Annotated in this window: 34 protein-coding genes and 2 pseudogenes; 3 read left to right on the forward strand and 33 right to left on the reverse strand. The window is 54.4% G+C overall.

What is annotated here, in order from left to right; translation table 11 throughout:
- Nucleotide 1: 1 nt before the first annotated feature.
- The 9 genes and pseudogenes from fliN to fliF all read right to left on the reverse strand — a co-directional run bounded on the left by fliN (nucleotide 2) and on the right by fliF (nucleotide 8430).
- Nucleotides 2–415 carry a flagellar motor switch protein FliN gene (fliN, locus tag V6E55_RS14010; RefSeq protein ID WP_114979714.1) on the reverse strand — a complete coding sequence of 138 codons (414 nt, stop codon included), beginning with the start codon at nucleotides 413–415 and terminating at the stop codon, nucleotides 2–4.
- On the reverse strand, nucleotides 412–1416 hold the full coding sequence (gene fliM / locus V6E55_RS14015) for a flagellar motor switch protein FliM (RefSeq protein ID WP_028019593.1): 1005 nt from the start codon (nucleotides 1414–1416) through the stop codon (nucleotides 412–414). The genes fliN and fliM overlap by 4 nt, the downstream gene beginning before the upstream one ends.
- A gap of 4 nt (nucleotides 1417–1420) precedes the next feature.
- Complete coding sequence (gene fliL / locus V6E55_RS14020; protein ID WP_028019592.1) at nucleotides 1421–1891, reverse strand: flagellar basal body-associated protein FliL; 471 nt, start codon at nucleotides 1889–1891, stop codon at nucleotides 1421–1423.
- Nucleotides 1892–1997: 106 nt separating this feature from the next.
- Nucleotides 1998–3228: pseudogene (fliK, locus tag V6E55_RS14025) on the reverse strand (flagellar hook length control protein FliK).
- The gene (gene fliJ / locus V6E55_RS14030) at nucleotides 3225–3668 is read right to left on the reverse strand and encodes a flagellar export protein FliJ (protein ID WP_006811155.1); all 444 of its coding nucleotides are present in this window, start codon (nucleotides 3666–3668) and stop codon (nucleotides 3225–3227) included. Before fliJ ends, fliK begins: the two are co-directional and overlap by 4 nt.
- Before the next feature lie 21 nt (nucleotides 3669–3689).
- Nucleotides 3690–5060 (reverse strand): flagellar protein export ATPase FliI, encoded by a 1371-nt coding sequence (gene fliI, locus V6E55_RS14035; protein ID WP_114979712.1) that lies wholly within the window; start codon nucleotides 5058–5060, stop codon nucleotides 3690–3692.
- Complete coding sequence (gene fliH / locus V6E55_RS14040) at nucleotides 5060–5767, reverse strand: flagellar assembly protein FliH (RefSeq protein ID WP_114979711.1); 708 nt, start codon at nucleotides 5765–5767, stop codon at nucleotides 5060–5062. The genes fliI and fliH overlap by 1 nt, the downstream gene beginning before the upstream one ends.
- Nucleotides 5760–6758, reverse strand: coding sequence for a flagellar motor switch protein FliG (gene fliG, locus V6E55_RS14045; protein WP_023312301.1), 999 nt, complete (start codon nucleotides 6756–6758; stop codon nucleotides 5760–5762). Before fliG ends, fliH begins: the two co-directional genes overlap by 8 nt.
- On the reverse strand, nucleotides 6751–8430 hold the full coding sequence (gene fliF / locus V6E55_RS14050; RefSeq protein WP_236920828.1) for a flagellar basal-body MS-ring/collar protein FliF: 1680 nt from the start codon (nucleotides 8428–8430) through the stop codon (nucleotides 6751–6753). Before fliF ends, fliG begins: the two co-directional genes overlap by 8 nt.
- A gap of 228 nt (nucleotides 8431–8658) precedes the next feature.
- On the opposite strand from fliF, the gene fliE reads away from it, so the two are divergent.
- The gene (fliE, locus tag V6E55_RS14055) at nucleotides 8659–8973 is read left to right on the forward strand and encodes a flagellar hook-basal body complex protein FliE (RefSeq protein WP_028019587.1); all 315 of its coding nucleotides are present in this window, start codon (nucleotides 8659–8661) and stop codon (nucleotides 8971–8973) included.
- Between the two features lie 26 nt (nucleotides 8974–8999).
- On the opposite strand, the gene V6E55_RS14060 is transcribed toward fliE, so the two are convergent.
- The 24 genes and pseudogenes from V6E55_RS14060 to V6E55_RS14175 all read right to left on the reverse strand — a co-directional run bounded on the left by V6E55_RS14060 (nucleotide 9000) and on the right by V6E55_RS14175 (nucleotide 21888).
- Nucleotides 9000–10295, reverse strand: a complete 1296-nt coding sequence (locus V6E55_RS14060) for a tyrosine-type recombinase/integrase (protein WP_316943123.1) — start codon at nucleotides 10293–10295, stop codon at nucleotides 9000–9002.
- Nucleotides 10296–10340: 45 nt separating this feature from the next.
- The gene (locus V6E55_RS14065; protein ID WP_316943124.1) at nucleotides 10341–10586 is read right to left on the reverse strand and encodes an excisionase family protein; all 246 of its coding nucleotides are present in this window, start codon (nucleotides 10584–10586) and stop codon (nucleotides 10341–10343) included.
- 104 nt (nucleotides 10587–10690) lie between these two features.
- Complete coding sequence (locus V6E55_RS14070) at nucleotides 10691–11521, reverse strand: hypothetical protein (RefSeq protein ID WP_316943125.1); 831 nt, start codon at nucleotides 11519–11521, stop codon at nucleotides 10691–10693.
- A 9-nt stretch (nucleotides 11522–11530) separates the two neighbouring features.
- A complete protein-coding gene (locus tag V6E55_RS14075; RefSeq protein WP_316943126.1) occupies nucleotides 11531–11770 on the reverse strand; it encodes a DUF4222 domain-containing protein in 240 nt (79 codons plus the stop codon).
- The gene (locus V6E55_RS14080; RefSeq protein ID WP_316943127.1) at nucleotides 11748–12419 is read right to left on the reverse strand and encodes a hypothetical protein; all 672 of its coding nucleotides are present in this window, start codon (nucleotides 12417–12419) and stop codon (nucleotides 11748–11750) included. Before V6E55_RS14080 ends, V6E55_RS14075 begins: the two co-directional genes overlap by 23 nt.
- Nucleotides 12416–12637 carry a TraR/DksA family transcriptional regulator gene (locus V6E55_RS14085; protein WP_316943128.1) on the reverse strand — a complete coding sequence of 74 codons (222 nt, stop codon included), beginning with the start codon at nucleotides 12635–12637 and terminating at the stop codon, nucleotides 12416–12418. The genes V6E55_RS14080 and V6E55_RS14085 overlap by 4 nt, the downstream gene beginning before the upstream one ends.
- A gap of 91 nt (nucleotides 12638–12728) precedes the next feature.
- Nucleotides 12729–12920 (reverse strand): DUF1382 family protein, encoded by a 192-nt coding sequence (locus V6E55_RS14090; protein ID WP_316943129.1) that lies wholly within the window; start codon nucleotides 12918–12920, stop codon nucleotides 12729–12731.
- Nucleotides 12917–13483 (reverse strand): hypothetical protein, encoded by a 567-nt coding sequence (locus tag V6E55_RS14095; RefSeq protein ID WP_286585658.1) that lies wholly within the window; start codon nucleotides 13481–13483, stop codon nucleotides 12917–12919. Before V6E55_RS14095 ends, V6E55_RS14090 begins: the two co-directional genes overlap by 4 nt.
- Nucleotides 13480–13698, reverse strand: a complete 219-nt coding sequence (locus V6E55_RS14100) for a hypothetical protein (RefSeq protein WP_316943130.1) — start codon at nucleotides 13696–13698, stop codon at nucleotides 13480–13482. Before V6E55_RS14100 ends, V6E55_RS14095 begins: the two co-directional genes overlap by 4 nt.
- Nucleotides 13695–14354 (reverse strand): MT-A70 family methyltransferase, encoded by a 660-nt coding sequence (locus tag V6E55_RS14105; protein WP_316943131.1) that lies wholly within the window; start codon nucleotides 14352–14354, stop codon nucleotides 13695–13697. Before V6E55_RS14105 ends, V6E55_RS14100 begins: the two co-directional genes overlap by 4 nt.
- A 9-nt stretch (nucleotides 14355–14363) precedes the next feature.
- A complete protein-coding gene (locus tag V6E55_RS14110) occupies nucleotides 14364–15698 on the reverse strand; it encodes a phosphoadenosine phosphosulfate reductase domain-containing protein (protein WP_316943132.1) in 1335 nt (444 codons plus the stop codon).
- The gene (locus V6E55_RS14115; RefSeq protein WP_022651071.1) at nucleotides 15695–15847 is read right to left on the reverse strand and encodes a DUF1317 family protein; all 153 of its coding nucleotides are present in this window, start codon (nucleotides 15845–15847) and stop codon (nucleotides 15695–15697) included. The genes V6E55_RS14110 and V6E55_RS14115 overlap by 4 nt, the downstream gene beginning before the upstream one ends.
- Nucleotides 15844–16272, reverse strand: a complete 429-nt coding sequence (locus V6E55_RS14120) for a hypothetical protein (RefSeq protein WP_045344963.1) — start codon at nucleotides 16270–16272, stop codon at nucleotides 15844–15846. The genes V6E55_RS14115 and V6E55_RS14120 overlap by 4 nt, the downstream gene beginning before the upstream one ends.
- The gene (locus V6E55_RS14125) at nucleotides 16269–16892 is read right to left on the reverse strand and encodes a lambda exonuclease family protein (protein WP_142091774.1); all 624 of its coding nucleotides are present in this window, start codon (nucleotides 16890–16892) and stop codon (nucleotides 16269–16271) included. Before V6E55_RS14125 ends, V6E55_RS14120 begins: the two co-directional genes overlap by 4 nt.
- On the reverse strand, nucleotides 16889–17197 hold the full coding sequence (locus tag V6E55_RS14130; RefSeq protein WP_162184608.1) for a hypothetical protein: 309 nt from the start codon (nucleotides 17195–17197) through the stop codon (nucleotides 16889–16891). The genes V6E55_RS14125 and V6E55_RS14130 overlap by 4 nt, the downstream gene beginning before the upstream one ends.
- Nucleotides 17194–17392: pseudogene (locus V6E55_RS14135) on the reverse strand (hypothetical protein). Before V6E55_RS14135 ends, V6E55_RS14130 begins: the two are co-directional and overlap by 4 nt.
- Nucleotides 17393–17403: 11 nt before the next feature.
- On the reverse strand, nucleotides 17404–17688 hold the full coding sequence (gene gamL, locus V6E55_RS14140; RefSeq protein ID WP_316943134.1) for a host nuclease inhibitor GamL: 285 nt from the start codon (nucleotides 17686–17688) through the stop codon (nucleotides 17404–17406).
- A gap of 7 nt (nucleotides 17689–17695) precedes the next feature.
- The gene (locus tag V6E55_RS14145) at nucleotides 17696–18667 is read right to left on the reverse strand and encodes a hypothetical protein (protein ID WP_316943135.1); all 972 of its coding nucleotides are present in this window, start codon (nucleotides 18665–18667) and stop codon (nucleotides 17696–17698) included.
- A 70-nt stretch (nucleotides 18668–18737) separates the two neighbouring features.
- Nucleotides 18738–19184, reverse strand: coding sequence for a hypothetical protein (locus tag V6E55_RS14150; protein WP_316943136.1), 447 nt, complete (start codon nucleotides 19182–19184; stop codon nucleotides 18738–18740).
- A complete protein-coding gene (locus V6E55_RS14155) occupies nucleotides 19171–19344 on the reverse strand; it encodes a host cell division inhibitory peptide Kil (RefSeq protein ID WP_316943137.1) in 174 nt (57 codons plus the stop codon). The genes V6E55_RS14150 and V6E55_RS14155 overlap by 14 nt, the downstream gene beginning before the upstream one ends.
- Entirely contained in the window at nucleotides 19341–19499 is a 159-nt protein-coding gene (locus V6E55_RS14160; RefSeq protein ID WP_057059821.1) for a hypothetical protein, read from the reverse strand. Before V6E55_RS14160 ends, V6E55_RS14155 begins: the two co-directional genes overlap by 4 nt.
- A gap of 143 nt (nucleotides 19500–19642) precedes the next feature.
- A complete protein-coding gene (locus V6E55_RS14165) occupies nucleotides 19643–19918 on the reverse strand; it encodes a hypothetical protein (RefSeq protein ID WP_316943138.1) in 276 nt (91 codons plus the stop codon).
- 742 nt (nucleotides 19919–20660) lie between these two features.
- A complete protein-coding gene (locus V6E55_RS14170) occupies nucleotides 20661–21146 on the reverse strand; it encodes a hypothetical protein (protein ID WP_316943139.1) in 486 nt (161 codons plus the stop codon).
- A 37-nt stretch (nucleotides 21147–21183) separates the two neighbouring features.
- Nucleotides 21184–21888, reverse strand: a complete 705-nt coding sequence (locus V6E55_RS14175) for an XRE family transcriptional regulator (protein ID WP_045135373.1) — start codon at nucleotides 21886–21888, stop codon at nucleotides 21184–21186.
- A 111-nt stretch (nucleotides 21889–21999) separates the two neighbouring features.
- On the opposite strand from V6E55_RS14175, the gene V6E55_RS14180 reads away from it, so the two are divergent.
- Nucleotides 22000–22227: a helix-turn-helix domain-containing protein gene (locus tag V6E55_RS14180; RefSeq protein WP_316943142.1), complete on the forward strand. Its 228-nt coding sequence runs from the start codon at nucleotides 22000–22002 to the stop codon at nucleotides 22225–22227.
- A gap of 30 nt (nucleotides 22228–22257) precedes the next feature.
- Nucleotides 22258–22800, forward strand: a complete 543-nt coding sequence (locus tag V6E55_RS14185; RefSeq protein WP_001752697.1) for a toxin YdaT family protein — start codon at nucleotides 22258–22260, stop codon at nucleotides 22798–22800.
- Nucleotides 22801–22930 lie beyond the last annotated feature (130 nt).

The raw sequence follows: 22930 nt of genomic DNA on the forward strand, positions 1-22930 counted from the left end.
CTTAACGGCTCAGACGACGCATACGTTCTGATGGGGTAATGATGTCGGTGATACGAACGCCGTATTTATCGGCAACCACCACCACTTCACCCTGGGCAATCAGATAACCGTTGATCAGAATATCCAGCGGCTCACCGGCCAGACCGTCCAGCGCCACCACGGAACCCTGCGTCAGGCGTAGCAGTTCTTTAATGGTCATACGGGTACGTCCCAGTTCCACGGTCAGCTTAACAGGGATGTCCATAATCAGGTCGATGTCCTGCAGCGTGCCGCTGACATCACCCCCGCCAAGTTGCTGGAATACTGCATCCGCCGCGCTTTTGCTCGGGGCGGATTGTTGCTCGTTTAACGCGTCAGCCCACAGATCGTCCAGTGCTCCGCTGTTTTCATCGGACGGATTGTTCATGTCACTCATTTGGGCTGTTCCTCATTCAGCGAATTCAATATCGGGTTGATCAAGTGCTCAACGCGTAACGCATACTGACCGTTAAGTGTGCCGTACTGGCTTGTCAGCACCGGGACACCATCCACATGGGCAATAATGCGGTCGGGTTTTTCTATCGGCAGAACATCGCCGGGTTGTAATTTCAGAATCTGGGATAACCGCAGCGGGATATCGGCAAAACTCGCGATCAGCTCAAGCTGCGAATGCTGAACCTGACGTACCAGGTTTTCACGCCAGTTCTGGTCTTCGTTGCGTGAGTTCTCCAGCGGCGGGTTAACCAGCAGTTCGCGCAGCGGTTCGATCATGCTAAACGGCAGGCAAATGTTGAATTCCCCGGTCAGGTTACCGATTTCCACATGGAACGGTGTGTTGACGACGATATCGTTTGGAGAGGTGGTGATATTGGTAAATTTCACCTGCATCTCAGAACGTACGTACTCCACGTCCAGTGGGTTAATGGCTTTCCACGCGTCGCTGTAAGATTCCAGCGCCAGCTTCAGCATACGGTTAATCACGCGCTGCTCGGTGTGGGTAAATTCACGACCTTCAACTTTGGTCGGGAAACGCCCGTCGCCACCGAACAGGTTATCCACCGCAATGAACACCAGGCTTGGCGAAAACACCACCAGTCCAGTGCCGCGCAGCGGCTTCAGATGAATCAGGTTAAGGTTGGTTGGCACCGGCAGGTTGCGGGCAAACTCATGATACGGCTGAATACGGATCGCACCGACCGTGATGTCCGGGCTACGACGCAGCAGGTTAAACAGCCCCATACGGAACTGACGTGCAAAACGTTCGTTAATGATCTCCAGCGCCTGCAGACGTTCACGTACCACGCGACGCTGGGTATTCGGGTCATAGGGGCGAATATCGCTATCGCCGCCAAGACCCGGTTGCGGATCATCACTCTTATCGCTGTCGCCGTTAAGCAGCGCATCGATTTCTGCCTGAGAAAGAATACTGTCGCCCATGTCGTTACCGCAGAATGAAGGCTGTATACAGAACGTCAGTGACTTCCTGCTTAGGTTGGCCGTTTACCAGCGGGGTCGCCAGCGTTTGTTTAATGGCGTCGACCAGCTTTTGCTTGCCGACATCGGTGGCCAGCGTAGAAGCATCCTGACGAGAGAACAGCAGCAGAAGGCGGCTACGCACTTCCGGAAGATAATCATTCAGGCGTGCGCGCGTGGCTTCATCCTTCAGGCGCAGCGTAATACCGACATACAGCACACGATCCGCATCACCGAGATTCACGGTGAAGGTATCGAGAGGGAAAAATACCGGCGCCGGCGGTGGTGCAGGTTCGGCTTTGGCCGCAGCGGTCGAAGGTTCCTGCTGCATACGCCAGTAACTATAGCCCGCGGTGGCGCAGGCGGCGAGCGTGATCAACACCAGCAGCGGGATCCAGATGGAACGCTTACTTTTTTTGGTGATAGCGGAGTCAGTCATCTGATACGAGCTTCCTGTTTCGGTACAGCTTAATAAGGTGATTATCCCGTGTCCTGCTGTCGTCAAAGCGTGGAAAAGACGGGGATAATCACGCTACCTCTGGCGTTTAGGCGAAGATGTCTACGGCACTGTTACCGCGCGCTGCGGATTGCAGGGCGGCAGGGGCAGGCAGTAACTCATCACTCTCTTCATTAAAACCGCCGGTGTTACCGGAACGCGAAGCCTGCTGTTGCTGCTGGGAGAAGGACTGCTGCTGCCCGGCAAAGCTCTCACTGCTGACACTGCTCTGTGCAAGCTGAATACCATTCTCAGCCAGCGATGTCCGCAGTACCGGCAGGGCTGCTTCCAGTGCTGCGCGCACGTGGCTGTGCGCCGAGACCATCTGCAGTTGCGCCTGGTTATCATCCAGTTTAAGCGAAATTTGCACCTGACCCAGGTCTTCCGGGTGCAGACAGCAGCTCTGCTGTCTGTTGTCCCTGTTTAGTGAACAGCGTGATGTGCTGGCTCAGGGATTGCTGCCATTCGTGAGTCCCCAGAGGCTGGCTTAACACCGGCGCAGTGGCAACAGTGGCGGCCGGCTGGCTGGTCGTATGGCTGGACATAACTGGTGCCAGGGTGGCCGTCGGCGATGTTGAAGACGACGCGCTGGCGAGTTCGTGCTTCTCCGCTGCAACGGTCACAACCGGTGTCGCGGGTGCGTTGTCAGGCAGAGCAGGGTCGCTGTGTTTCGCCTGACTCTGATAAGACGCAGAAAGCAGTGCTTTATCATGGCCTGCCAGCGGGGTGTTCTGGGACGATTGACCCGCGCCATTTTGTGCAAGCGTCGCTGAACTCAGAACAGACTTCGCGGTAATACCGTCAGTGCCTGTCGCGTGAGCAGTGCTGGTCTGCTGGTGGGGGAGCATCGCCATCAGCGCACTTAAACCTGCCAGCTCTTCTTCGCTCAGTTCGCTTTTGCTGTCATCTTTGCTGGCTGTATTCAGTGTCTTCAGGGCATCTCCCTTTGACAGCGGTGTCAGCCCGGAAACCAGCGTTTCCAGCGGTGTGGTTGAGGATGTTTCATCGCCATTCAGCGCACCCTGACGCGAGAGCAGGTCCGTAATTTTAGCCTGCAGCGTGGTATCGCCTCTGGCGTCCTGAGCGACTTTTGACAGCTTACTGCCAGCCGCTTTCAGGTCAGCCAGGGTCAGTGGCGCATCCTTGCCTTTGCCGGTTGCATCCGTCAGGGCGCCCGCCAGCAGAGAGAGAAAGTCTTGCGCACCGTCAGTGCCTTTCCCTGTCAGCGTGCCGCCTGACAGGTCGCTGTCGCTCATCAGCAGTTGTTGCAGTGTGATCATTCCGGTTTCCTCATTGATGCGCGCTGGGCAAACTCATCCATTTTTTTCTGATCCAGACGGTTTTCCGCCAGGGTCGAGGCTGCAATCTGCCGGTCCTGTAAGGTTTGCCAGGCCTGCAGCCGCTGTTTTTTCTCGCGCCAGAAATTCAGCGCGGTATCGACTTTCTGGGTCCACTGGTTAAGCTGCTGGCGATGCTGCTCTATCGCCTTCTCCAGCGTCTGGATAAACTGCTGATAGTTAATCCAGCGCTGGCTGCCAATGCCCTGTGTCATATCGGTATTGAGGTTGGTGCGATATTCATGCTGATAGTCGATTAACATCTTCAACTGTTCTTCAGCCTGCTGGCACCCGCGTCGCATTGCGCCAAGCTGCAATGCGGCATCATCAACTTCTTTTTCAGCCAGATCTTTCAGCGTTGATAACGCGCTGTTTTGCGCCATAACCTTCGCCCTCCACCTGTGTTACACCTGCGGGAAAATCAGCTCCAGTGCCTGAATTGAATCTTCCCAGTCGGCACGTTCAAAAATGCCTTGTTGCAAAAACGCCTCCAGTTGCGGCCACAGGTTAATCGCTTTGTCGAGCATCGGGTCGCTGCCTTTGGCATACGCCCCTACGCTGACCAGATCGCGGTTACGCTGGAAGCTGGAGAGGAGTTGTTTGAAATTACGCACGCGGGCGTAGTGCTTCTCGGTTATCAGCGCCGTCATTGCGCGGCTGATAGAGGCTTCAATATCAATGGCCGGATAGTGCCCGGCTTCGGCCAGACGACGCGACAGCACAATGTGACCGTCAAGGATCGCACGCGCGGAATCGGCAATCGGGTCCTGCTGGTCATCGCCCTCGGTCAGTACCGTATAGAATGCGGTAATGGAGCCGCCGCCGCTGATGCCGTTCCCGGCACGTTCTACCAGGGCAGGGAGCTTGGCGAATACCGAAGGCGGGTAGCCTTTAGTCGCCGGAGGCTCACCAATAGCCAGCGCGATTTCACGCTGTGCCATCGCGTAACGGGTCAGGGAATCCATGATCAGCAGTACGTGCTTGCCACGGTCACGGAAATCTTCGGCGATACGGGTGGCATAGGCTGCACCCTGCATACGCAATAACGGCGAGACATCTGCCGGTGCGGCGATGACCACCGAACGGGCGCGGCCTTCCGCACCCAAAATGTTTTCGATAAAGTCTTTAACTTCACGCCCACGCTCGCCGATCAGACCCACGACGATAACATCGGCTTGAGTGTAGCGCGCCATCATGCCGAGCAGGACGGATTTCCCCACACCAGACCCGGCGAACAGGCCCATACGTTGCCCACGGCCTACAGTTAGCAGGGCGTTGATCGGACGCACGCCGGTATCGAGCACATGCTCGATCGGAGTACGCTGCAAGGGGTTGAAGGGCTGAGTGATCAGCGCGCCGGTTTCAGTGGTGTCCGGAGAAGGCAGTCCATCAAGCGGTTTACCGCTGCCGTCCAGCACGCGACCAAGCAGGGCAGGGCCAAGCGGTAACTGTTTCCCGCTTTGCAGTCCATCACCGATAATATTTTTAGCGTATACGCGAGCACCGGGCAGAATGCCTTCCACCTCTTCAAGCGGCATCAGAAACAGACGCTGGCCGTTAAAACCGACCACTTCGCTTTCGACTTCGCGTGTTTCCTGTCCATCCTGACGCTCAATGACGCAGGTCGCCCCCAGCGGAAGCTGCAGGCCAGTGGCCTCCAGTACCAGCCCGGTGGCGCGCGTCAGCCGCCCATAACGACGAACAGATGGCAGTTGCGCCATCTTCGTCTCAAAGTTGTCGAGCGTGGTGAGCCAGCGGGTGAGGCGTGCGGTCATCAGACGACTCCCGGTGCCGCAAGGCGACACAGTTCCTGCCAGCGGGTCGCAACGCTGGCATCCAGGTCACCTTCATCGGCAGAGACTTTGCAGCCGCCGTGATGTAACGACGGGTCGCCGCGAAGACGCCAGCCGTGCAGGTTTAGCGTCGCCCCCAGGCTCTCTTCCACGCGCTGCAGGTCGTCCGGGTGAACGCGCAACTGCGGCTTACCGCTGAACAGCGGCTCTTGTTGCAGTAGCCCCTGAATTTGTTTGATCAGCGCAGTGTTATCCACCACTGGCGTCTGGCCGATAACCTGACGCGCGGCTTCCAGCGCCATCTGCATCAGTCGTGAGGCAATCACGCTGTCCAGCGCATCCAGCGTGTGCTGGAACTCGCTGACCAGCTGTTGCATGCGGGCATGGATCGGCGCTTGCTGCTGGCGCGCCTGATCAATACCGTGCTCTAACCCTTTCGCCAGTCCTTCCTGATACCCTTGCTCGTGGCCCTTCTGCCGGCCTTCGTTCAGACCGGCATTATAGCCTTGCTCGTGTGCCTGCATTTGCAGCTGAGCCAGCATCTGTGCTTGTTGCTCTTCTTCACTCAGTTCAGGCTGCTCAGCATCCGGGTCGAGCGCCTCGGGCGATACCACCGCTGGCGTGAATTCGGAGAGGGGAGGAGCCAGATCGTCCGGTGTCCAGCGCTTCCACGGCATCTCATTAGACATAGGTGTCGTCTCCGCTGCCAATCACCATCTCGCCGGTTTCCGCCAGACGACGAACAATAAGCAGGATCGCTTTCTGTTCGTTTTCCACCTGAGACAGACGTACCGGGCCACGGTTGGCAAGGTCGTCGCGCAGGATATCTGCCGCACGCTGAGACATGTTGCGCAGGAACTTCTCGCGCAGTGGCTGCTCGGCACCTTTGAGGGCGATAAGCAGCGACTCGGAGTCCACTTCCTGCAGCAGGCGCTGGATGCTGCGGTCGTCCACTTCGACCAGGTTTTCGAACAGGAACATCTCGTCGATAATTTTCTGTGCCAGCTCGCCGTCGAATTCGCGTACTGCGGTAATAACCGCCTCTTCCTGCTGGGTTTTCATCAGGTTGATGATTTCCGCCGCCGTTCTTACGCCGCCCATTTTGCTGCGCTTGAGGTTCTGGCCATCGAGCAGGTTGTTCAGTACTTCTGTCAGCTCCGCCAGTGCGGCTGGCTGCACGCCACCGAAGGTTGCGATACGCAGCATCACATCGTGACGCAGGCGCTCTTCGAACAGCGCCAGAATATCGGCCGCCTGACCACGTTTGAGGTGGACAAGGATGGTGGCAATAATCTGCGGGTGCTCGTCGCGAATAAGGTCGGCGGCACTCTGCGGTTCCATAAAGTTGAGCGTTTCGATACCGCTGGCGGTATCACGCGTTTCCAGAATATCTTCCAGCAGGCTGGAGGCACGCTCTTCGCCCAGCGCCTTGACCAGCACGGAGCGCAGGTAGTCATTGGCGTTGATGTTCAGTGCGGCAAACTGTTCGGCTTCCTGTTCAAACTCTGCCAGCACTTCGGTCAGCTGTTTATTGGAGATTTGACGCACGTTGGCCATGGCCGCACTGAGAATTTGCACTTCTCGCTGGGAGAGGTGTTTAAACACCTCTGCCGCGCGATCTTCGCCAATGGTCATCAACAGGATGACGCTTTTATCGGTGCCTGTAAGCGTATTACTCATGTTCGTTACCCATCCACTGGCGGATGACCAGCGCCACGACGCGCGGATCGTTATCTGACATTTCGCGAATGCGCTGGCTCATGACCTCAGCGCCCATGCGCTGGTTAGCACGGCGTTGCTGCAGTTGTTCATCTTTGCTGAGGCGAACTTCAACCGCTTCTTCCACTTCCTGACGCGCACTCATCTGTTCGCGAGCGGCTTTCTCGGCTTCAGCACGACGCTGGAGCTGCGGACGGACGCCTTTACGCCACAACAACCACGCGACAATCAGTACCAGCAGCCAGCGTCCCGCGGACATCAGCTGATCGATAAACGCCTGCTGTTGCCAGAACGGCAGTTCACCGCCGGTCTCATCCACCGCGTTGAACGGTGAGTTCACCACGTTGAGGCTATCGCCACGCTTCTCGGAGTAACCCATTGCTTCACGGGTCAGGTCTTCGATCTGCTTCATCTGCTCGGCTGTCAGCGCCAGCGGTTTGCCATTTGGAAGCGTCTTGTAGTTCACCACTACCGCAACAGAAAGACGCTGAATATCGCCCACGTTCAGTTTAGTGTGGCGAATCGTCCGATCCACTTCGTAGTTCGTGGTTTCGTTACGACTGCTGGTATGCGGACCGGCATTATTGGCCGTTGACGTCGTCTGCTGGTTATTTTGCTGACCGTTCTGCTGGTTAGCCGGAGGTGTAGAAATCGGTGCTGCGTTAGCCGGTGCGGGCTGGTTAGACAGCGCGCCCGGAACACCGCCAGGGTACGCACCACCAGACTGTTCGCTGGAGTTGATCTGGCGAGAGCGCATCACCGCCTGAGCGGCATCACCGTTCGGGCTGTACTGCTCTTCGGTCTGTTCTTTATTAGAGAAGTCGATCTGCGCGGTAACCTGCGCATGCACGTTGCTGTTACCCACGACCGGACCGAGGATCGCTTCAATACGACGCTGGAGACGGTTTTCAACATCTGCGGCATATTTCAGTTGCGCGTCATTCAGATCACGACCGGCGGTGTTGGATTGCGTCAGCAGATGACCACTCTGGTCAACCAGCGTCACGTTACCCGGCGGCAGACCGGCGACAGCGCTGGAGACGAGATGTGTCACCGCGCTAATTTGCCCTTCGTCCAGCGCGCGGCCAGGTTCGAGATTCACGGTAACGGAAGCGGAAGGTGATTTCTGTTCGCGGACAAATAAAGAAGGTTTAGGCATCGCCAGGTGCACACGGGCACTTTTCACCGGGCCTAACGTTTCAATGGTACGGGCCAGTTCGCCTTCCAGCGCACGCTGGTAGTTCACTTGCTCGCTGAACTGGCTGATACCGAATTTTTCCTGATCCAGCAGTTCAAAACCGACCGCGCCACCTTTCGGCAGCCCCTGCTGCGCCAGACGCAGACGAAGTTCGTGCACCTTATCTGCCGGTACCTCAAGCGCCCCCCCGTTATCGGCAAAGCGATAAGGGATGTTCATCTGGGTAAGCTGGGTGACGATGGCACCGCCATCCTGATCGGAAAGGTTACTGTAGAGCGTCCGGTAATCAGGGCTTTTCGCCCACAGGACCATCGCTACAAGGATCGCAATTGCGGCAGCGCCTGCCACGATCAACGGGATTTTAGGATTCGCGCGAAGGCGGTTCATCCACTCGAGTGATTTATTTTGTGGCGCTGTCGATGCTGTTGCACTCATTGCGCACCTCTTAAATCCTGGTGGTTTACGTTATTCGTGTAGAGAAACAAAACTGACTCCCGGGTCGGCAAACACGACAAAAGTTCCATATTGATGGCCCTGCCATTATTTGATGATTCGTGATTTTCTATGCGTCAAATAACCTGGTTTTTTCACGCTATTTACCGCCATTATCTTATTGACAAGCTGTTAGTCTTGACCGCGTAAAAAACCATCCAGGGGAGAGTCATGGCTATACAGGGTATTGAAGGGGTAATTAGTCAGTTGCAGGCAACGGCGATGACGGCCCGTAATCAGAATGTGGCAGAACAACAGCCGAGCATTAGCTTTGCAGGGCAACTGCATGCCGCTCTTGACCGTATCAGCGATACCCAGACCGCCGCACGGACCCAGGCAGAGAAGTTCACCCTCGGTGAACCGGGTGTGGCCCTGAATGATGTGATGACCGATTTGCAAAAAGCGTCGGTGTCCCTGCAGATGGGGATCCAGGTGCGTAACAAACTGGTGTCGGCTTACCAGGAAGTGATGGGCATGCAGGTTTAGGTTATCTAACCTAATGATATTTATAATTAATAACCATCCGATCCCACTGCGTGGGGCATGGATGGGGCAAACTCACTCAATTTCTGGTTGAGGATGAGTACCTGGTCATGGTTATTTTCAGCCATCCAGGATCCGTACACCCGGTAAACCATTTGCGCGTCGGTGTGGCCCATTTGCTTCGCGATGAAGTTAGGGTTGGCACCGGCAGCTAACGACCAGCATGCATACGTGTGTCGGGACTGGTATGCTCTGCGATAGCGAATCCCGGCGCGTCGCATTGCCGCTTCCCACGACTGGTTAATCGACCCCACTGCGTAATGATGCCCGGCACGGCCATTACGTGATGCGATCTGCGGGTTAAACACGAACGTGCACGGATGCACATCAGTACGGCCATACTCGCGCAGTTTCACCTCAACTTGATACTGCTTACCCAGGCGTGTTAGTTCTGCCTGGCTCTTCAGCACATCGATAGCCGGCTGAATGAGGTTAATGATGCGGTCCGTCCCGGCCTCAGTTTTCGGAAGGGTGAACTCTTTCGTTAACGTGTGGTTCCGGCGGATCATCATCGTACCCGCTTTCAGGTCGATATCTTCCCAGGCCAGCGACACCAGTTCGCCGTGACGCACACCGGTGTAGACGGCCAGCGACCACATGTTTTTCAGCTGCTGGTGGGCGCAGGCATTAATCATCCTGACGAACTCCTCACGCGTCAGCGGGTCTGGCTCGCATCGAGAACGCTTAAGCATGGCGATCCCGGTAAACGGATTCACCCGGACATACCCGCTGTCGGCGGCAAACTTAAACATCCCGCCCATGATCTTCATGTAGTTATTGACCGTTCTGACAGAGCGGCCTTTAACCGGCGTTTTCTGTCCTGCCTTCAGGGTGTGATAACCGGTCAGCAATTCCTTTCTGATAAACAGCAGGTCTTCCTGCGTCACCGCAGATACCAGCCTGTCCCCGCCGATCCTTGGCACCATGTTGCGCGCTATAGATGAATAGCGAGACATCGCGTTGGTGCTTATCTCCATGCGTTTCAATTCAAGCCATTTATTAGCCAGCTCAAGCACGGTGATTTCCTTACTCTCCACCCCAAACATTTTCAGGTTCGGCGAGTCCGGGAACTGGGCCGCATAGTTGAAGTTGCCGGTTTTTATCGCGAAGCACACCGACGCGCGCAGCTCGCCAGCGACCTTTCTGTTTTTTGGTGTATCCGGCACGCCGAGGCTTTCACGCACCCGGCTGCCTTTATAGATGAACCATATGCGGAGCGTACCGCCATGGTTCTCCACGCCTGTTGGGTATGCTGACTTAGCCATTATTCCCTCCTGACGTCCAAGAGCCCGCTAAGCATAAACGGATCTTCATTGGCGCGCACCCGGCTGTTTCTTTGACATGCTCTCAACCCACTGGTCGACAGCCTTGCGGTTATACATGCATTCACTGTTTTTCTTCGGCACGCCGTCCGGTGAGACGTGAAGGTATTCCCGTCCTACCATCCAGCATTTTTTGCGGGCCCGCTCGATAGTGCCAGGGCGAAGGCCGGTAATCTCGACGAGCTTTTCTTCGGTTACCCAGTCGTTGGGCACGATAAAGGTCATTTCGCTCATGGGTTTCTCCAGGCAAAAAGAACCCGGCGCGGGGCCGGGAAAAAGGGATAACGGAGCAGTGCTTTCGCACCCAATAGCCAGCTCATAACTGGCTATCAGTTGCGTCAGTCGTCTTCGTCTTCGTCGTATTTGTACTGGTCATTCATGCCGTGCTGTTGCGGCGTGTCGCCTGGATAGCGAACCTGAAAAGCAAACTTTCGCCATTTGAAATGCTCTTCTTCGGTCTGTTCACTCCAGGGAGCAATATCATCAGCAGACCATTCTCCATTCTTGAGTAAGACGGTTCCGCAGTTGCTACCCATATCTTCATCCGCATAACAGATATGAAACTCGAGGTGCGGGAATCTGCTGGCGAGCTCATGGTAAATAGGCTCTGGGCAACTCCATGCTGTCTTAAAACGAATCACCAGCGGGGCGCCGCTCGCCGCATGACGCGCCAGCTTCTTTTTGAAAACACGTTTATCGTATGCCCGCACGTGAGTTGGCCGATGCTGATATCCTCGCTTTACCCTTTCATATGGCCTGTATATAGGCATTTCTACGCTGTAGGCATTCCACTTTGTTCCCCATTTAGCGCACGACCAGTCATACCAGGAATAAAACCCGTAGCGGCGCTTATTTTCGATGCGCATCAGTGCGTGTTGCTTAACCTTTTTTATGTATTTGTCAGTGCTTCCATGCTTGCGCATCATCTCTATTACTGCGGATGGGCTTTCAATTTCCTCAAATGCGAAGCGGCCCATGTGCTCACCAGCAATGGCGCTGGCAAGTTTTTCCACCCAAGAGCTTTCGTCAATCATCAGGCTCTTCGGCATGCGAGAAATATTGTTGAAATCAATATTCCCGCGCTTATTGGTGATTGATCGGATAAACGCGAGGCGCTGTTTATTGGTTCCGCCGATAACGCGGATTTCGTTTGTTACGTGGTTTGGCATTCTGTCTCCTTACGCCGCACGCTGGGCGCGCAGCTTCTTCAGGTGTTCTGCTGTTTCGATTTCTTCGGAGATCCGCGCGGCCTGTGCTTTGGTCAGCGGCTCGAATTCATGTTGAAAGCGGCCCATACTGGCAATGCAGGTGCGACCGTTGCGGATGTAGTGGATGACTTCGTGGGTAGCCCGGATGATTTTGCAGGGTGCGCCGTGGAGGTCGGCATACCAAGTATTAGGCTGGATTATCCTGAACATTGGTCACCACCTTAAATTCGATTACCCAGACCCAGGGGTTGGAGTCGAAACTACCAGCGCCATTGGTCTTATCCCACCACGCTTTAAAGCCGTGCATTTCTGGACAAAGACCCACCGGAACGCCAGCGATCGCATAATGCTCGGCATGGTTGAAGGCTCGTCCAGCTACGGTTTCGCAGTGTTCAAGCATGTCTCCAAGGTCATTCAGTAAGTCCGATTCATTGGCCGTCTGAAGTTTCTCGACCCGGATGCCGGTTATCTCCAGGGTAATTCGACTGGCGGCGCGAGGCATTACTGCGCCAGATTGCGGGCGCGTCCAGTCTCCCCACTCCGGATCACCATCGGCCCAATACCAGAAATCCGGTACTTCATGAGGTACTGCGGGATCGAAGAAGTTAAATGAGTCGAGCCGTGAAAATGACTCTCTGACGTAAATAACATCGCCAACTGCACCGAATGGACATGGATGCCAGTAATCGCACACGTGCTCCGCATCTTCGCTCCATGGCCACATGCTTCCGTCGTCGCGCTCTGCAATTTCAGTAGCCCGAGTCTGACGCCATTTTATTGGCCGACGAACCTGCATCATTCCGCCATCAAGCAAGGCGCGCACCTGGTACTCGTTAAAAATCATTCCGCGCTCTTTCACTGGATCCCCCTCTGCTTATTCCTTAACTCAATGACGCCTTGGCACTCCGCGCACGTCTGGCAGCCGGGAACGGCAGCGCGCCGCGGCTCTGGGATATCCTCGCCGCATTCAGCGCAATGCTCAGATGACACGGCATTACGGTCGATGCGGTGAGCGGAAAGGGCAGCGTTACGCTGAAGCTCTTCAATCTCTGCTGCGGTATCGATGATATCGGCCATGGTCAATGCTCCCGGAATTGTCGGTTAATTCGGTTGAAGGTGAACGCCAGCAATAAAAAAGGCCGCTTTAGCGACCCGGCGATTAGTGCCTTCATGCTGCACCGCCTTCATTCTTCTCGGCTTCGACCGCCATGAGTTCAATCCGTCGCGATAACTTGGCGGCCAGCGTCTGGAATTCTTCCTCGGTCGCCACCGGAATCGGCACGAAGCGAATCCCGATGTGCGCCAGGTGGTTGGCTATTTCGAGGCTTTTCCTCAAATCAACTGGAGAAGCCCTGTTCATGCTGCACCGCCATTTTTTTCGGTTAGCACCAGTCTTCCGTCACATAAAGCACGGATTATTTCCTGATACTCCCAGCCGAAGTACATGCTCTCGACGTAGACCCGCAGAGGAGGATAATCATGCTGTTTGCGGCGAATGAAAGCCTCCGCTGCTTCACGGGTAAAGTGAGCGTTGATGTTCTGCCACTCTTTTCGGGTGCCGCAGACAGTGTGGCCGTCAAGGTCAGACAGTACTTCCCACTGAGCGTCTTCATCGAGATCGATAAAGGTAGTGTCGCACTGGTCAATGCAGAAGGCGTTTAACTCTTCCTGCTGCTGTTCATCCAGATCGTCCCAATACTCCTGCGGGCTGTCCCATTCACATTCCTCGAAATGGACTATCTTCGATTCGCCGTACTCTTCTGCCAGGCCATAAATGGTTGCCTGCTTCTGAACCATGAAAATCGGATCGGCGGTGGCGTGACGATTAATACCCTCCCCCCGATGGTGATATGTCAAACGTTCAATGAAATCTGCGAATGTTTCCGGCGTTAATTTCGCGCCGTTTGCTATCGAATCGCTCATGAATCAACTCCGAAGCGGCGATTAAGCCGCCCTGTGTATACGACGAACTCCAGGAGGCTAACTCCCAGAGCTTCAATTTTCTTGTGATGCTTGTTGATGATGGGAGGCACCGTTTCGTTCCAGTTTGGCTTAGGCTTCTTGCGCATGGTCTGCTGGATTTCTTCGGTGCAGCGGCGACAGGCTGCGCGGATGGCGTTGTCTTTTTCTGGAGTCATGCGGCCTCCGTTTTCATAACATCGATGGCGCAGCCTGGAAGCAGTTCTACCGCGGCGGTAGCGCACTGATTTCCCCAGTGATGCCAGCCTGGAGCCGCGCTGCGGCTGAAAAGCTCAATCCGCGGCACATCTCCGTAAAGCAGCTCCATCCGGTGGCGTACTTCCCACGGTTTTTCGCTATGCGCGCCGAGCGGGCTGTACACCACCTGCTTAATCCCGGCGTGCTGTCGTTCCAGCCCGGTGCCGCGGGTGGCAATCAACAGGTCTTCGGTGTTGGCCAGGGTGTGGTTTCCGCCGTTCATGCGCGTCTCGGCGTTAAGCAGATCGAGGAAGTCGTAAAAGTCGGTGAGTTCACCCTCGGCCAGCGCCTTGTTGATGCGCAGCTCGGCGTTCTGGTTCAGCTTCACCCAGGTAAAGCCTTTCATCGTGCGAACGGTAAAGCCCCAGGCATCGGCCAGTTCGATAGCCTCCTGGTTATGCGTGCCGGTGTACCACATCGCCAGCACCGAGTTTTCGGCGGAAAGCTCCCACACCGGGAGGCGCTTTATGTCGATGAGCTTCATGGTTGAGTAGTGGTCGGCAGCGGCCCCGTTACTGATGGTGTTCCCGTAAGACCAGGGCGGATCTGCATAGATAAGGGAGTATTTTCCAGTCATTACGAAACCTCACTCACAGAGTCCATAACGGGACGAGCAAACTGATGCGTCCATACTCGCTTTCACCAGGTCGTAAACCTTCCCGCCCCGGCCGGTCTTGGCCCATTCGACTACTTCCGGAACGGATGGCGCGCCCATATTTCCGCGCGGGCCATAGAACCCTGACCAGTCAATGTTTTGAACATCCGGGTCAAGCCCATAAAGCAGGACATCTTTACCGAGATGTACCGGGTATTTCCTGCTGCGCTCGATGATTCCTGGTGCTGATTCTTCTTCGGAGAATCCGGCAAATTCCCTCCAGTTGACCTCTCTGAACCCAAGCTGAGAACGCATCCATGCCTGGTTCTCTGTGCCAACGCTCATCCAATGAACCCAGCGAGAAACAAGGCGTACCTTATGCTCCCACTGGCGGTGCTTCTCAATGTGCTCCGGCCAGCGGGCGGCGGTTTCTGAAATTTCTTCTTTGTTGCACAGCACGCAATTCATGCATCCGACGCGCGCAGCACCCTGGGTATACAAGGGGTTTGGGGCAATGCCGAAATATTTATGAAGGGCGAATACATCTGCTGCTGTCCACTGGTGGATAGGAAGGAAGTTGTAGAGAAATTCAGGGTCTCTCTGGTCGGTTGAAAAGCGCTCGTAGCCAGCCCGTTTCGATGACTCATCACCGCGAACGCCAGACCACTGAACAACGACCTCTCCTTCTTCCAGCAAAGGCTTGATCGCAAAATCGAACGCAACCTGAATTTTCAACTCGTCTGTGCAGAATCGGTTGCGGAGCATAGGGAACATCCCATGCAATAACGCAGCGTCCAGGAAGCTGTTTCCGCTTGGGTGGAGAACTGAAAGAGCCGCCTCTAAAGGGGTGTCAAATTCAATACCCCAGCGCTCTGCTGTTTTCTGCCATGCGCGACCAAATGGAGTATCTGATCGTGACAGCGAAGGCATGATGACGCCGCGATAAGCACCACTTCGTATCGCCTGACGCTTGCTCCAGTTTTTGGTAAGGGATACACGGCGGGCATCAAATTCTTCCTGCGTATAAATACGCTTCACCATCTGCACTGGTGAGCACCCGATGCGCTCATGGATGGTTTTCCCAAATTCAATAGTCAGCTCATGTTCATTGTCGGTATCGGCCATGACACCCTGCACCTTGTCGCCGAACAGCGCGTGGGCAATTGCCATGGTTGCAGTGGAATCTTTACCGGCAGAAAAGTTAACGATGATTTTGTGGTCTTCAGGGATCCTGAAATCATCGACGTAACGCTGGTAAGCAGATTCGATTTCTTTAATCTTCTGGCCAATATCTGTCGGCACGATAATCATTGGTGCTTCGCTCATGCTGCCTCCTGCCTTTCCCGATATTCCTCAGCGAGCCGCTGCGCCTTTAATGGATTGCTGACCACTTCACCCCATGGCATTAGCCAGCCGTTACCAATGAAGGGAAGGCGCAGTGTGCCAACCCTGATGTCGTCGTGAGCGTGAGTCATAAGATGGACTCCATTTCGTCGATGTAGAGGCCCTGAGCAATCAGGCGGCGACGGCGTGCTGCACGTTCAATGCACTCCTGCCGTCTGCCTTCCTGCGATTGCTCTATAGCGCGCCGAGTGAACAGCCGCGATTTACCCTGCGGCGTTACGACCTTTGGCTTCGTGACCAGGTCGAATGTCCGGTCGCAGATACCGTCCCCGTTGACCCATTTTCCCGACTCAACGATCTGCGCTATCTGTCCGGAGCCGCGGGTGATGCCGTTGGCGACCCGGTTAAACTCGATGAGCGTTACGCCGAACTTCTCGGCGATTTCGCTGCCGGTTACCGGGCGGCCGCGCGTCTGAATCATCCAGATAACGCGCTCACGCAGACCGGAGAATTGCCCGGTTCGCCCGGGCCTGCGGTAGAAGGGTGTGCGTTTCATTCGAGCTCCAGAATGCGGCGCTTCGTGTCCGCAACAAGTTCGAGGAAATCTTTTCTGCGCGCGCGAAGCCTGGCTATTTCTGATTCACATTCAGCAGCTGTAAGGCGATAGACGATGAGCTGCTTACCGTCCGGGAAGTCTGAGCAGTAGCTGATGAAGTCCACCCAATCCCTACCGGAGCAATCAAGGTGCCCGACCAGTTGCCATCTGTATGCCGGATCGAAGGATCCTCTGGTGAGGGTGGAGTAGTGAGTGGCGGCAATGACCGACTTAATCTCAACGAGCCCGTCCTGGCCAACGAGGCCATCAGGGCTGTCACCGTAAGTTTCGTGATCAAAGAACCCGCCGTTATCCACGTCGACAAAGTTCATCTCTTCGTACAGCATGCGGGCAATTGGTTCCTGTTCGTGCCCGCGCTCCATGTGGTCGTTTGAGAAGCCAAACTCAGACTTGCAACCCTTAATCTGCTCAAGAGCCAACTGAAGGGCATAACGCTTGGCAGGATCGCCAAAAGCCTTCCCATCGTTAGCCATGATCAGGCCGAAGTTTGACGCGGTGGCCTTACCCAGGCGAAGAGCATCCCACTCTTCACCATTTTGCTCGACGTCGTGCCAGATCATGATGAACACTCCTGTTCAAGCTGGCGGCGATGTTCTGGAGAAATGTCCATTCTCGCCAGCACTGCATCAAGGTTGCCATCGCGCTTGAAGGCGGCCTTAGCGTTATTCCATGCCTGTGTTTTTTCCGGAGAAAGTACCGGCTTTGTAACGCGCGCCGGGCTTAAGCGGAGGCCTTCAACCGATTCCTTTCCGAACCGGACATTTTTATCGACGTAAACCGTTACCTTCACGCCAACCCAATCCTCAAGGAAGGGGGATCCGGTAATGCTTTTCAGCATCTTGCTGTTCGTAGCATTCAGAATCATCGGCTTAAGCTTTTCTCCAGGGCGCAGCTCGCGCTCTTCAAAATACGCAGTGTTAAAAACGTCTTTGGATTTTTTGGTTTTGTCGTTTTCTAACGTTGCCCGGGCGATCGTCAGCACCGTTGGCTCAACGATGTCGGCGCTGCTCAGGTAAGGGGAGTCAAAAGCTTTTCGGTAGTGAGTTTTAGATTCAGACATTTCATGCATCCTTAAAACGGGCAGCCGGTACGGTGCTCCCAGTCGTATTCCGCCTGGGCGTAAGCAACTGCCGAAATGAAATCGTTGTAGGTCTCGCCAGCTTTATCGCTGCGAAGCCCTTCGTATGGACTGGAGTCAATTGGGATCGTGAAGTGGAAGAGGCCGGACGGCTCACTTGGCATCATGTCGATGATTTGCTGTGCCCTGTCGTCGATCCACTTCTCCTTCTCGTCGGTGAGCTGCTGCTCAAACCAGCGCCGATCTTCGATGCGGTCGTAAGTGAGGTATGCGTTCATGGTTGCCTCAGTAATGAATTTTCGCGCAGGGGATCAGGTCATCTTTCAGAGCGGTGAGTACTTCGATAGCCTGTTTGCGGGTTAAGCTGGTATTGCTGGTGAGCGCGTTAACGATGTTGGTGCCGACCGTCTTGCGATGCTTCACGTCAGCTTCACGTTTTGCCTGTTCGTCGGCGATGCGCTTCTGCTCAGCCAGACGGGCTTCTTCTGCCTGTTTTGCTTTCAGGCGTTCAGCTTCTACCGCCGCGGCTTTTTCGCGTTCCGCCCGGGCTTCTGCTTCCTGCTTCTCGCGTATCGCACGCTGTTCCGCTTCAATGCGCTGGCGTTCCGCCAGTTCAGCGCGGGCTTTCTCTTCGGCTTCACGGCGCGCTGCGGCTTCAATCTCAGCTTTGTGCTTCGCTTCGGCATCGCGGCGGGCTTGCTCTGCCGCTTCACGCTTAATGCGTTCTTCGTGCTCACGCTGAGCCTGTTCCGCCAGGCGGCGCTGCTCTTCGCGGTCACGGTCAAACTTGTCATTCATCAGTAGAGCCATTTCGTGGTCTGCCTCGATCTGCGCGGCGCGCTGGCTGTCGAACTCTTCGTTCATCACCAGCGCTTCGGCGTGCAGTGCGTTCATTTCCTCTTCAGCCTTGATGCGCTCCTGCTCAGCTTCCCATTCGGTGAGTGGGCGGCGAACTTCATCTTTCAGCGCATCGAGACGTTCACGGACAACGCGGCGGCTTTCGTCGATCTGCTTCGGCAGGGCTTTAAGCTCGGCAACCAGATCTTTACCGGCGTTGTCGATGTAGGTTTTGGAACGGGCAACCTTATGCGCCATGGATGCGATAGCGTCGCGGCCTTTGCGGGTCGACACATCCGGTACCAGGCTGCGAGCTTCTTTCTCAATCGCCTCAATAATCGGGTCGAGCTGCTCTTTGGTGGTGAATACCGCCATTGCGTTCTGTTTCTCAATGACGACTAAGTCCGTTACTTCGCTCATGGTTTCTCCTGAAATTTGGATGTGCAGATCCCGCCCGCAGAAAGCCAGGCCGATCGGTTGAATAGGGTGGTTACTTAGAAAGTTTTGAGTTCCAGCACTCTATGGCTGAAATTGGTGAGTCGAAGGTAACCGGAGCGATCCATCCGCAACATTTCAGTTGGAACTGATTAAGGATGTATGGCTCAGGAGCAATCCTGCATCCGCGATTCCATTCGAACGCTTTAATTACTGGCTGTCGTTTGCAAAATGGACATTCTGTTGCGTCAGGGAGATTTTCGAAAGAAATCTCAGGCAATGAACCATCATCTTCAGCCCATTGAAGTTCGCCTGGCACAATAACCGAATATCCATCCCAACGGTCAAATTCAGGTGAAAGAACATCTTCGTAACCAGCGCCACGAAGGCGAAACTTAGCCCGGGCAATAACCGTAAGACCTTTAACTTTTCGGCTGCCCATTCGCCACATATAAACACCTGCTGCATCAGGCTTACGTTCAGAATATTTAACCCATTGCATGCTCACCTCCACGCTGATTCGAATTACCTCGATACCAAGGCATTCCAGCGGCTCTCTTCATCTCTTCGTTGGCTTCCATCCATTTAGCGCCATCACCGTTCTGGCGCGCATCACGGGCTTTCTTCTGAGCTAAGCGAAGAAGTGGGTGATTGATAGTCATACCTTCACCTCAACCTGTTTCAGGAGGCCGGCGATATGCATCTGCCAGCGGTTAAGCACCAGCTTTTCACGCGGTGCAGATACCGACGTCAGCTGCCACTCGTTATCGTTGAGCTTTTTGGCGGTGTACTGCTTGCCGTTGTGGGTGACTGTCATAAATCCTCTTGGCCTTATCGCGGCGAACGGAACGGTTAATACAAGACTTCAACGCATTTATTCAGTGTTTCAATGGCCGCCGGTTGTCATAAATGGGCAGACTCGAAAATCTGCCTATGTATGGCCGATAAAAAAGCCGCTGGTTAGGCGGCTTTAGCTTCAATGTGATGAATCAGCTTCCAGTCGGCGCTGGTTGAAGAGTGCTGGTAGTAGTCCCAGCATTCATCGTCTGCTGTGCTGGCGTTACATGTTTCTGCGTAACTGATGGCTTCTTGCTCAGAACCAAAAACATCGTTTGAATACCGGCATTTGCCATCATCGTGGACAAACAAAACATCAAACCTTGGCTCGTCATAATCAGCAGAGATATCACGAACATTGAATCCCTTTAAAATCTCTTGTCCTCTACTTGTTTTCATTGCCTTACCCTCTGTCGTTACCCGCTGATGCGGGAGAAATGCTGATCAATCGACCCATTCGACATACTGGAGAAGCGATTCTGTCTCCGCGTCATCCGGCTCTTTATTCTCTGGATTGCAGTTCTTGCAATTAGTGGCCTGAACCGGAATTCCGCCGCATCCACACATTTCAGCAAGACCAGAACAGCATCTGGTGAACACGAATCCGTGGTCGCATTTTTCACACCCAAGCATGATTTCCACCTCTCTGTTTGTTTACCGTCAGCCCCTCGCAAAGGGCTGCTGGTAAAGATTCCCCGATGTTCGGGAACTGAGCAGCAAACCATTCCGGTGCGGAGTCCTCTTCGTGTGCTATACCCGCCACGCGTTACACACCTGCCTCAATCCCATTGGGCGCCATTTCAATTTGCCAGGAGCGCTCCGGGTGATTTGCTGCTTGACTGAATTCTTAATGAGCAGGCGACTTGCTGTCCGCCGCTGGCTAACTTCGCTCAGCTGTCGATGTTTCGTTTCGATGAGTTGATAATAGCGATGAGTATTGTTTATAGCAATACGTATTGATATTAAATAATAGCAATTGCTATTAATGCGTTGATAGCTAAAGGAATTTATTTTGATATTTTTTCGAGTGAATGAGATTCGGATCGTGTTTTAAGTGGGATGGGGATTGCTGTGATGGGAGGGCTAGCTGCAGGCAATAAAAAACCCAGCGCTAAGGCTGGGTTCTTCTGAACTGAGAAATTTAGCGGGTAACCATAACTGTGTTGTTCTGTCCTGCTTTTACTGACGCAGGTGACATCAGCGCGCCGCCTTCAGTCACCAACCCGTAAGTGGATGGACGCATCCAGGTAACGGTGGTTTGAACGTAATATTCGCCAGGGGCAATGTTATCGAACTCAAACTTACCCTGGGCATCAGCAATGGTGACTTTCTCATACTTCGCAGCGCGCATATCTTCTTTGTCGCAGCGGGTCAGCCCCATGCAGGTGGTGAACTGGAAATAGGTGTAAGAGGTTTTTGGCATCAGGATCACCTGACTACCTGCAGCTACTTTTACGTCTCCGCCCATCGTCTTGAGGAAGGCCTGGCCAGTCAGCTTTTCTGAGCCATCAAGCTTCAACTTGTCATACTCGGCCTGCGGGAACGGCGGGAGATTTACGGGTTTAGGAATGGACATACACCCAGAGAGAAGCGCAGCTGCTGTCGCTGCAATAACCAACTTTTTCATGATAATCCTTGCTGTGAAAAGCCGTTAGGCAAAAATTTTAACCGTGTTTTCTGTATGTTTGAGGCATGCTGCCAATCACTTTACCGAACACCAGTATCCTGTTCATTTCTTCTTTTTCAATCGGATCCCATGGACGGTAAGTCTGGTTATCTGAAATGACCAGAAGCTTATCTTTCATCTTTTGGAGGCGTTTAACGTGCGAGGTGTCGTCGTAGATGAAGGCGTAAATCCCATCGCCATCAAAGTGCTGAACGCTGATGTCGACGAAGAGTAAGTCGCCTGGCTCAATGGTCCCGGACATGCTGTCACCGCGAACATTGATGATTCTGATCTGCTCCGCCTTCCTGCCGTTGAACATCCGGCGGGCATCTTCGACTGAATATTCCACGGATCGTAGCACCTCTACAAACTCGCTGTTGATGGCTCCTGGCCCAGCGCTCACGTAAAAGTCTAGCGCTTCAATGCGGAAAGTGTCAGTAGGTCCCGGATCGGTTTTTGTCTGAGAAATTGCGGGCATTTGACCATCGTCACGCATCGGGCCAACTCCGGTTGAAAGCCACTCAGAGCGAACGCCAAGCGCGTTGGCAATCTCAACGATTTTAGTTGAGCCGCGGGCATTGCCACTGGTCAGCCGCCAGATGGTGGGCTGAGCAACGCCAGACGCCTTAGCCAAAGCGCCCTGAGACATGCCAGATAGTTCCATCGCCTGATTCAGGCGTTCTGCAAGAGTTTCTTTTTTCATGAGTTTAAATTTATACGCTTGCGTATTGATGGTCAAAACACGTTTAGCTATTGCCTAAATCAATACGCATTGCTATTATCAATTCACACCAATACTCATAGGAATTGGAATATGACGAACAAAACCATCCAGCGCGCCATTGATATCGCTGGTAGCCAGAAGAAATTAGCCGACCTTTGCGGTGTGGCGCAGCCGACGGTATGGCGCTGGTTGCATGGTGGCGGAATCGATGCCCGCTACGTAATGAAGATTGTCAATGCAACCAACGGCAAGCTTAAACCAGCAGATATCCGTCCAGATCTCGCCCAGTTGCTTGGGTCGAATAACACAGCCGCCTAACCGGCGGCCATAACCACGAAAGGGAAAGCAATGCATTCACTTGCGTATCAACACAATACCGGAATACACCCGGGAGCGATGATAAACCGCGCTCAACCTAAGGCGGCGCCAGACCACGAAAAGATCCGCGATGCGGTACGTGCATGGTCGTCGGCCCTGGACAATCAGGACGTTGTGTCGGCGCTGATTATCAACGAATACCGGGAGCAGGGCGGGACCGCCATCAGCTTCCCGGAAGATATCAGCCGCGCGCGCCAGAAGTTATTTCGATTCCTGGATAACCGCTTCGACTCTGAGCAGTACCGCGAGAACGTGCGCCAGCTGACGCCAGCAATCATGGCCGTCCTGCCGGTTGAGTATCGCACTCGCCTGATCGGTGCCGATTGCAAAATGTCTCGCCTGGCTGAAGCCGAGAAAGAACTCGCAGAGGCTAAGCAGGCCGTGCTGCTGGACGCTCCAGAGCATCAGAAGCTGAAAGAGGTGAGCGAGGGTATAGCGTCGCTGTTCCGCCTCATGCCGGAGCAGGTAGGGCCGCTGATGACGATGGTCACGTCGATGCTGGGGGTCATGTGAGAGGCACCAGAAAAGAAAAAGCCCTTGAAGCGGTAACTTCAAAGGCCTTCCAAACACTGTGTTACGCCAAGTAACGGGAGTAATTATGGCAAACACCGCCAGAGTAATCAAATTCCCTGCGCAACAACCG

The sequence above is a fragment of the Enterobacter sp. 342 genome, from assembly GCF_036663495.1.
Lineage (GTDB): Bacteria > Pseudomonadota > Gammaproteobacteria > Enterobacterales > Enterobacteriaceae > Enterobacter.

Coding starts and splice junctions, on each gene's coding strand:
- fliN (WP_114979714.1), bottom strand. CDS start 415: ATGAGTGACATGAACAATCCGTCCGATGAAAACAGCGGAGCACTGGAC.
- V6E55_RS14075 (WP_316943126.1), bottom strand. CDS start 11,770: ATGTTCAGGATAATCCAGCCTAATACTTGGTATGCCGACCTCCACGGC.
- fliH (WP_114979711.1), bottom strand. CDS start 5,767: ATGTCTAATGAGATGCCGTGGAAGCGCTGGACACCGGACGATCTGGCT.
- fliF (WP_236920828.1), bottom strand. CDS start 8,430: ATGAGTGCAACAGCATCGACAGCGCCACAAAATAAATCACTCGAGTGG.
- V6E55_RS14115 (WP_022651071.1), bottom strand. CDS start 15,847: ATGACTCACGCTCACGACGACATCAGGGTTGGCACACTGCGCCTTCCC.
- V6E55_RS14130 (WP_162184608.1), bottom strand. CDS start 17,197: ATGATTCTGAATGCTACGAACAGCAAGATGCTGAAAAGCATTACCGGA.
- V6E55_RS14180 (WP_316943142.1), top strand. CDS start 22,000: ATGACGAACAAAACCATCCAGCGCGCCATTGATATCGCTGGTAGCCAG.
- V6E55_RS14175 (WP_045135373.1), bottom strand. CDS start 21,888: ATGAAAAAAGAAACTCTTGCAGAACGCCTGAATCAGGCGATGGAACTA.
- fliG (WP_023312301.1), bottom strand. CDS start 6,758: ATGAGTAATACGCTTACAGGCACCGATAAAAGCGTCATCCTGTTGATG.
- V6E55_RS14160 (WP_057059821.1), bottom strand. CDS start 19,499: ATGACAGTCACCCACAACGGCAAGCAGTACACCGCCAAAAAGCTCAAC.
- V6E55_RS14065 (WP_316943124.1), bottom strand. CDS start 10,586: ATGAGCGAAATGACCTTTATCGTGCCCAACGACTGGGTAACCGAAGAA.
- V6E55_RS14150 (WP_316943136.1), bottom strand. CDS start 19,184: ATGCAATGGGTTAAATATTCTGAACGTAAGCCTGATGCAGCAGGTGTT.
- V6E55_RS14165 (WP_316943138.1), bottom strand. CDS start 19,918: ATGAAAACAAGTAGAGGACAAGAGATTTTAAAGGGATTCAATGTTCGT.
- V6E55_RS14110 (WP_316943132.1), bottom strand. CDS start 15,698: ATGAGCGAAGCACCAATGATTATCGTGCCGACAGATATTGGCCAGAAG.
- V6E55_RS14100 (WP_316943130.1), bottom strand. CDS start 13,698: ATGACTCCAGAAAAAGACAACGCCATCCGCGCAGCCTGTCGCCGCTGC.
- V6E55_RS14070 (WP_316943125.1), bottom strand. CDS start 11,521: ATGCCAAACCACGTAACAAACGAAATCCGCGTTATCGGCGGAACCAAT.
- fliE (WP_028019587.1), top strand. CDS start 8,659: ATGGCTATACAGGGTATTGAAGGGGTAATTAGTCAGTTGCAGGCAACG.
- V6E55_RS14060 (WP_316943123.1), bottom strand. CDS start 10,295: ATGGCTAAGTCAGCATACCCAACAGGCGTGGAGAACCATGGCGGTACG.
- V6E55_RS14085 (WP_316943128.1), bottom strand. CDS start 12,637: ATGGCCGATATCATCGATACCGCAGCAGAGATTGAAGAGCTTCAGCGT.
- V6E55_RS14105 (WP_316943131.1), bottom strand. CDS start 14,354: ATGACTGGAAAATACTCCCTTATCTATGCAGATCCGCCCTGGTCTTAC.
- V6E55_RS14090 (WP_316943129.1), bottom strand. CDS start 12,920: ATGAACAGGGCTTCTCCAGTTGATTTGAGGAAAAGCCTCGAAATAGCC.
- fliL (WP_028019592.1), bottom strand. CDS start 1,891: ATGACTGACTCCGCTATCACCAAAAAAAGTAAGCGTTCCATCTGGATC.
- fliJ (WP_006811155.1), bottom strand. CDS start 3,668: ATGGCGCAAAACAGCGCGTTATCAACGCTGAAAGATCTGGCTGAAAAA.
- V6E55_RS14145 (WP_316943135.1), bottom strand. CDS start 18,667: ATGAGCGAAGTAACGGACTTAGTCGTCATTGAGAAACAGAACGCAATG.
- fliM (WP_028019593.1), bottom strand. CDS start 1,416: ATGGGCGACAGTATTCTTTCTCAGGCAGAAATCGATGCGCTGCTTAAC.
- V6E55_RS14185 (WP_001752697.1), top strand. CDS start 22,258: ATGCATTCACTTGCGTATCAACACAATACCGGAATACACCCGGGAGCG.
- V6E55_RS14125 (WP_142091774.1), bottom strand. CDS start 16,892: ATGATCTGGCACGACGTCGAGCAAAATGGTGAAGAGTGGGATGCTCTT.
- V6E55_RS14095 (WP_286585658.1), bottom strand. CDS start 13,483: ATGAGCGATTCGATAGCAAACGGCGCGAAATTAACGCCGGAAACATTC.
- fliI (WP_114979712.1), bottom strand. CDS start 5,060: ATGACCGCACGCCTCACCCGCTGGCTCACCACGCTCGACAACTTTGAG.
- V6E55_RS14120 (WP_045344963.1), bottom strand. CDS start 16,272: ATGAAACGCACACCCTTCTACCGCAGGCCCGGGCGAACCGGGCAATTC.
- V6E55_RS14170 (WP_316943139.1), bottom strand. CDS start 21,146: ATGAAAAAGTTGGTTATTGCAGCGACAGCAGCTGCGCTTCTCTCTGGG.
- gamL (WP_316943134.1), bottom strand. CDS start 17,688: ATGAACGCATACCTCACTTACGACCGCATCGAAGATCGGCGCTGGTTT.
- V6E55_RS14155 (WP_316943137.1), bottom strand. CDS start 19,344: ATGACTATCAATCACCCACTTCTTCGCTTAGCTCAGAAGAAAGCCCGT.